Source organism: Vibrio sp. Vb2880 (genome assembly GCF_033337975.1).
GTDB lineage: Bacteria > Pseudomonadota > Gammaproteobacteria > Enterobacterales > Vibrionaceae > Vibrio > Vibrio alginolyticus.
Window position 1 is genome coordinate 44,468 of record NZ_JAWORT010000028.1, and the last position, 6,077, is coordinate 50,544.

At 45.0% G+C, this 6,077-nt stretch carries 6 protein-coding genes and 1 tRNA gene; 6 read left to right on the top strand and 1 reads right to left on the bottom strand.

From position 1 onward, the window contains the following. Positions 1-2: 2 nt before the first annotated feature. Positions 3-1,259 carry a glutamyl-tRNA reductase gene (hemA, locus tag R7M92_RS21910; RefSeq protein ID WP_005384104.1) on the bottom strand — a complete coding sequence of 419 codons (1,257 nt, stop codon included), beginning with the start codon at positions 1,257-1,259 and terminating at the stop codon, positions 3-5. 134 nt (positions 1,260-1,393) lie between these two features. Between hemA and lolB the strand changes: the two genes are divergently transcribed. The 6 genes from lolB (at position 1,394) to R7M92_RS21940 (ending at position 6,075) form a co-directional block, all read left to right on the top strand. Then, on the top strand, positions 1,394-2,032 hold the full coding sequence (gene lolB / locus R7M92_RS21915; protein ID WP_318134290.1) for a lipoprotein insertase outer membrane protein LolB: 639 nt from the start codon (positions 1,394-1,396) through the stop codon (positions 2,030-2,032). Further along, positions 2,029-2,901, top strand: a complete 873-nt coding sequence (gene ispE, locus R7M92_RS21920; RefSeq protein ID WP_213869001.1) for a 4-(cytidine 5'-diphospho)-2-C-methyl-D-erythritol kinase — start codon at positions 2,029-2,031, stop codon at positions 2,899-2,901. The genes lolB and ispE overlap by 4 nt, the downstream gene beginning before the upstream one ends. A gap of 27 nt (positions 2,902-2,928) precedes the next feature. Continuing rightward, on the top strand, positions 2,929-3,873 hold the full coding sequence (locus R7M92_RS21925; protein WP_005393176.1) for a ribose-phosphate pyrophosphokinase: 945 nt from the start codon (positions 2,929-2,931) through the stop codon (positions 3,871-3,873). 151 nt (positions 3,874-4,024) lie between these two features. Then, positions 4,025-4,615, top strand: coding sequence for an aminoacyl-tRNA hydrolase (pth, locus tag R7M92_RS21930; protein ID WP_005384112.1), 591 nt, complete (start codon positions 4,025-4,027; stop codon positions 4,613-4,615). Positions 4,616-4,625: 10 nt separating this feature from the next. Beyond that, positions 4,626-5,717, top strand: coding sequence for a redox-regulated ATPase YchF (ychF, locus tag R7M92_RS21935; RefSeq protein WP_318134293.1), 1,092 nt, complete (start codon positions 4,626-4,628; stop codon positions 5,715-5,717). 284 nt (positions 5,718-6,001) lie between these two features. Continuing rightward, positions 6,002-6,075 (top strand) — tRNA-Met (locus R7M92_RS21940). Positions 6,076-6,077: the final 2 nt, after the last annotated feature.

A 6,077-nucleotide genomic window follows, 5' to 3' on the forward strand; every position in this document is an offset into this window, starting at 1 on the left:
AGTTATAGATCATCCAAGCCAAGTGTTTGGCGGATAATCGTTAATTTTGCTGGTTCGCCTTGCTCAGCTGCACTCTGCAATGCGCGAGTTGGAGCGTGAATCAGTTTGTTGGTGAGTTTATTACTCAGCTCGCGCAGCACTTTCTCCGGATCTGCGCCTGCCGCTAAAGATTGCAAACTTTTGCTCAGTAACTCTTCACGAATTTCGTTGGCTGATTTGCGATAGTCGCGAATACTATCGACGGCTTGCAGTGAACGCAACCATGTCATAAATGCAGCGCTTTCTTCACTAACAATCGCTTCAGCTTGAATCGCTTCGACTTTACGCTGCTCAATGTTGCTGTCGATGATAGATTGCAAGTCATCAACAGAATACAGATATGCGTCGTTCAGTTCACCGACTTCCGACTCTACATCTCGCGGCACCGCAATATCGACTAACAAGATAGGTTGATGTCGGCGCTGCTTTAGAGCCGTTTCGACCATACCTTTGCCAATAATAGGCAATGGGCTCGCCGTTGAGCTAATCACAATGTCCGCTTTCGCCAAATGTTCAGGAATTTCGTTCAAACTGATCACTTCTGCGCCAAATTGGTCCGCTAAGCCTTGCGCGCGCTCTTTAGTGCGGTTCGCGACAATCATTTTTGTGCAACCGTTGGACGCTAAATGCTTCGCGACCAATTCAATCGTCTCACCCGCACCAACTAAAAGCACGGTTGAATCTGATAACGACTCAAAAATATGTTTTGCCAGTGTACATGCCGCATAAGCCACGGACACGGCATTACCACCTATATCTGTCTCTGTTCTCACCCGTTTGGCGACTGAGAACGTCTTTTGAAACAGTTTATCAATCGAGGCATCGACGGCTTGATGATCTCGCGAGTCAGAAAATGCTTGCTTTACCTGCCCTAAAATTTGAGGCTCACCCAACACCAAAGAGTCAAGACCGCACGATACGCGCATCAAATGCTTTATTGCAGCTTGTTCTTCATGAACATACAAACTCGGCATTAAATCTTCGCGGCTCACTTGATGAAATTGAGCAAGCCAATCGATCAACTTGTTTCGCGCTCCTTGCTTAACATCGCAGTACAACTCAGTTCGGTTACAGGTTGAAACAATCACACTGCCGTTAACCGCTTCGTGCTCTCTAAGTTGCTCGAGTGCAGGGCCGAGTTTATCCGGACCAAACGCCACCTTCTCTCGCAAGTCGACAGACGCTGTATTGTGATTAATTCCAATAGCAAGCAAGGACATCTAACGTGGTATCTCTGGGATAGGTTATAAAATAGGTCCAGAATTTTACTGTAAGCACGCATTTATTGAAAGGGTAAGCCGGATTTGTTTTCCTAAGTGCGACTTTTCAATGCTATAGTTGTGAGCGATTCCCGATGAAACAGATTAATAAGCCATCAAACATGACGTTACGCTCCTTTATTCTTTTTTTCTTGTCGAGCTTACTGCTCGCTGGTTGTTCGTCCGTTCCTGAAAGTGTTACCAGCGTTGAATGGCAAGCTCATGAGCAGCGACTCGAAACCATCCAAGATTTTCAAGCAACGGGGAAACTTGGTTATATTGGCCCAGACCAAAGACAAAATTTAAACTTCTACTGGAAACATTCTTCAGCACTAAGCCAGTTGCGTTTAACAACGATTCTCGGACAAACGGCATTAAAGCTCACCATCACCCCACAAGGCGCCACAGTAGAAACTTACGACGATCAGATCCTTTCTTCTCGCAGTGCTAACCAGCTGATTTACCGTCTTACAGGGTTAATGATGCCCGTCGAGCACATGCCTGACTGGCTATTAGGTCTACCTACCGATGCCGACAAATTCCAACTGTCTCCAACCAATACACTGCAAGCGTTAAACAAACAAATTGGTTTAAATGATTGGAGTATCGCTTATCAACGATATGGCGACGTTCAATGGCATGAACAGTCTCTCCCTCTGCCAAATAAGCTGAAACTCACCACAGCTGATGTCAAAATAAATCTAGTGATCACAAAATGGAACATCACCCAATGATTGAACTTTCAACACGCTGGCCATCACCAGCGAAATTGAATCTCTTTCTATATATCAACGGCCGTACAGAGAATGGCTACCACGAGTTACAAACGTTATTCCAATTCGTCGATCACGGCGATGAGCTCACCATTCAAGCGAACCATTCTGGTGATATTACGATTTCTCCAGAGATAGAAGGTGTACCTCTTCAAGACAATTTAATTTGGAAAGCAGCAACCGCGCTTCAAACTTACTCAAACTGCCCTTTTGGCGCGCATATTGAGCTACAGAAAGTGCTGCCTATGGGTGGAGGCATTGGTGGGGGCTCATCGAATGCAGCTACAGCATTAGTGGCACTGAATTACTTATGGCAACTGAATCTAACTGACGACGAACTGGCTGAAATAGGTTTAAAACTAGGCGCAGACGTGCCCGTATTTGTGCGCGGATTTGCAGCTTTTGCTGAAGGTGTTGGTGAAAAACTCTCTCCTGCTTATCCCGAAGAAAAATGGTATTTAGTCGTCAGACCGAATGTATCTATCGCAACCGTCGACGTTTTTTGTCATCCAGATCTGACGCGAAACACCCCAAAACGAGATCTAGAAACACTTTTAAATACGCCAAGCGTAAACGATTGCGAAAAAATTGTACGAATGCTCTACCCAGAGGTTGATAAGCAACTTTCTTGGCTGCTACAATACGCGCCGTCAAGATTGACGGGGACAGGATCTTGCGTTTTTGCTGAATTTTCGAGCAAATCTGAAGCAGAAACTATCCTTGCACAACTCTCTGATAAAGTCTCGGCATTTGTCGCTCAAGGGCGCAATATTTCGCCACTAAAAGAGACTTTGGCTGAATACCAATCAGCCTCACACCGACCTATTTAAACTGGACGCAAACCCGAGGTTTCCACCGTGCCTGATATGAAGCTATTTGCTGGTAACGCAACACCTGAACTAGCCCAACGTATTGCTGATCGTCTTTACATCTCTCTTGGTGATGCATCTGTTTCTCGCTTTTCTGATGGCGAAGTTGCAGTTCAAATCAATGAGAATGTTCGTGGTAGCGATGTTTTCATCATTCAATCCACTTGTGCACCGACTAACGACAACCTAATGGAATTGGTTGTTATGATTGATGCAATGCGCCGTGCTTCAGCAGGCCGTATCACTGCAGTTATCCCTTACTTCGGCTACGCTCGCCAAGACCGTCGTGTACGTTCTGCGCGTGTGCCAATTACTGCAAAAGTTGTTGCTGATTTCCTATCTAACGTTGGTGTTGACCGCGTTCTAACTATCGACCTACACGCAGAGCAAATTCAAGGCTTCTTCGATGTACCTGTAGACAACATCTTCGGCACGCCAGTGCTACTTGAAGATATGCAGGCTCGCGGTCTAGATAACCCTGTAGTGGTATCTCCTGACCTAGGTGGCGTTGTTCGTGCTCGTGCAACAGCAAAAGCACTAGGCGACATCGACATCGCAATCGTAGATAAGCGTCGTCCACGTGCAAACGTTTCTGAAGTAATGAACCTAATCGGTGATGTTGAAGGTCGTGACTGTGTGATCGTTGATGACATGATCGACACAGGTGGCACACTATGTAAAGCAGCTGAAGCACTAAAAGAGCGCGGTGCTAAGCGTGTATTCGCTTACGCTACTCACGCAGTATTCTCAGGCAACGCTGCGGATAACATCAAGAACTCAGTTCTTGACCAAGTTATCGTGACTGACTCTATCTCTCTGTCTAAAGAGATGGCTGCAACAGGTAAAGTGACAACACTAAGCCTATCTCGCATGCTGGCTGAAGCGATTCGTCGTATCAGCAACGAAGAGTCAATCTCTGCAATGTTCAACTAATACGAACATTTCAGTTACACTGATTTCAAAAGCACCCCTCTTTGGGGTGTTTTTTTATTTGTACTGATAACTAGAAAATCCCTTGGTCGCCCACCGCGAGTTTTCTGTGCTATCATACTGCGCTTTTTGAGATTCCAGAGAGATCCTAACCTTGAGTCAACAAATCAAACTTCTTGTTGGTCTTGCTAATCCAGGACCAGAATACGCCAGAACTCGTCACAATGCGGGCGCTTGGGTTGTAGAAGAATTAGCACGCGTTCACAACGTTACACTGAAGAACGAACCAAAGTTTTTTGGTCTAACAGGACGCATTATGGTCAATGGCCAGGATCTCCGTTTGCTTATCCCAACCACCTTCATGAATCTATCAGGTAAATCGATCGCAGCGCTTGCGAAATTTTATCAAATTAAACCTGAAGAGATCATGGTTGCTCATGACGAGCTAGACTTACCGCCAGGTGTCGCTAAGTTTAAAAAAGGTGGGGGGCACGGTGGACACAACGGTCTGCGTGACACCATTAGCAAACTGGGCAATAACAAAGATTTTTATCGTCTTCGTATTGGCATTGGTCATCCGGGACACAAAGATAAAGTGGCGGGTTTTGTATTAGGTAAAGCGCCAGCTAAAGAGCAAGAGCTTTTAGATGCAGCAGCTGATGAGGCTGTTCGTTGTCTAGATATCCTGATTAAGGATGGCCTATCTAAAGCACAAAATCGCCTCCACACGTTCAAAGCTGAATAAGGTTACTATCATGGGTTTTAAATGTGGCATCGTTGGTCTACCTAACGTAGGTAAATCAACTCTGTTCAACGCACTAACTAAAGCGGGTATCGAAGCAGCAAACTTCCCGTTCTGTACCATTGAACCAAACACTGGTGTGGTTCCTGTGCCAGATCTACGTCTAGACGCACTAGCTAAGATCGTTAACCCACAGAGAGTTCTTCCAACGACGATGGAGTTCGTGGACATCGCTGGTCTTGTTGCTGGTGCATCACGTGGTGAAGGTTTAGGTAACAAATTCCTAGCTAACATCCGTGAAACAGACGCGATTGGCCACGTTGTACGTTGTTTTGAAAACGAAAACATTGTTCATGTTTCAGGTAAAGTTTCACCTATTGAAGATATCGAAGTGATCAACCTTGAACTTGCGATGGCTGATCTAGATTCTTGTGAGCGAGCGATTCAACGTAACGCGAAGAAGGCAAAAGGCGGCGATAAAGACGCAAAATTTGAACTAACCGTACTAGAAAAACTGTTACCAGTACTAACTGAAGGCGGCATGGCACGCACAGTTGAGCTATCTAGAGAAGAGTTAGCAGCAATCGGCTATCTAAACTTCCTAACACTGAAGCCAACTATGTACATTGCAAACGTAAACGAAGATGGCTTCGAAAATAACCCATATCTAGATGCGGTTCGTGAGTTCGCTGAAAAAGAAAACAATGTCGTTGTACCTGTATGTGCAGCTATCGAATCTGAACTATCTGAACTGGAAGATGAAGATCGCGAAGAATTCCTAGCAGATATGGGGATCGAAGAGCCGGGCCTAAACCGTGTAATTCGCTCTGGTTACGAACTACTGACTCTACACACCTACTTCACAGCAGGTGTTAAAGAAGTACGTGCTTGGACAATCCCTGTTGGTGCAACTGCACCTCAGGCGGCAGGTAAGATCCACACTGACTTCGAGAAAGGCTTTATTCGTGCAGAAGTAGTCGGTTACGACGATTTCATCCAATTCAATGGTGAAAATGGCGCAAAAGACGCAGGTAAATGGCGTCTAGAAGGTAAAGACTACATCGTAAAAGATGGTGATGTTGTACACTTCCGCTTCAATGTTTAATTAAATGAATGAATTCTAAACACTTCATTTACACTAAAAGCCAGCTGTTAAGCTGGCTTTTTTAATACCTTAAGTAAATGAACAAAAATAAATTACGCAACTGCAAGCTAATTTATTTCCAGTTTTAGATCATAAACACGCCTCTTTGTTTAAAAAGGAAGCGAACGAGGTTTTTTCCGAAATTTATTAAAAAAAACTGTTGACGGATCTCACTCAACTTCGCATAATGCGCGCCGTTCCCAACGACAAGGCAACAAAGCGTTGAGAACAAAAAATATGGTTTTGGCTACGTAGCTCAGCTGGTTAGAGCACATCACTCATAATGATGGGGTCACAGGTTCGAATCCCGTCGTAGCCACC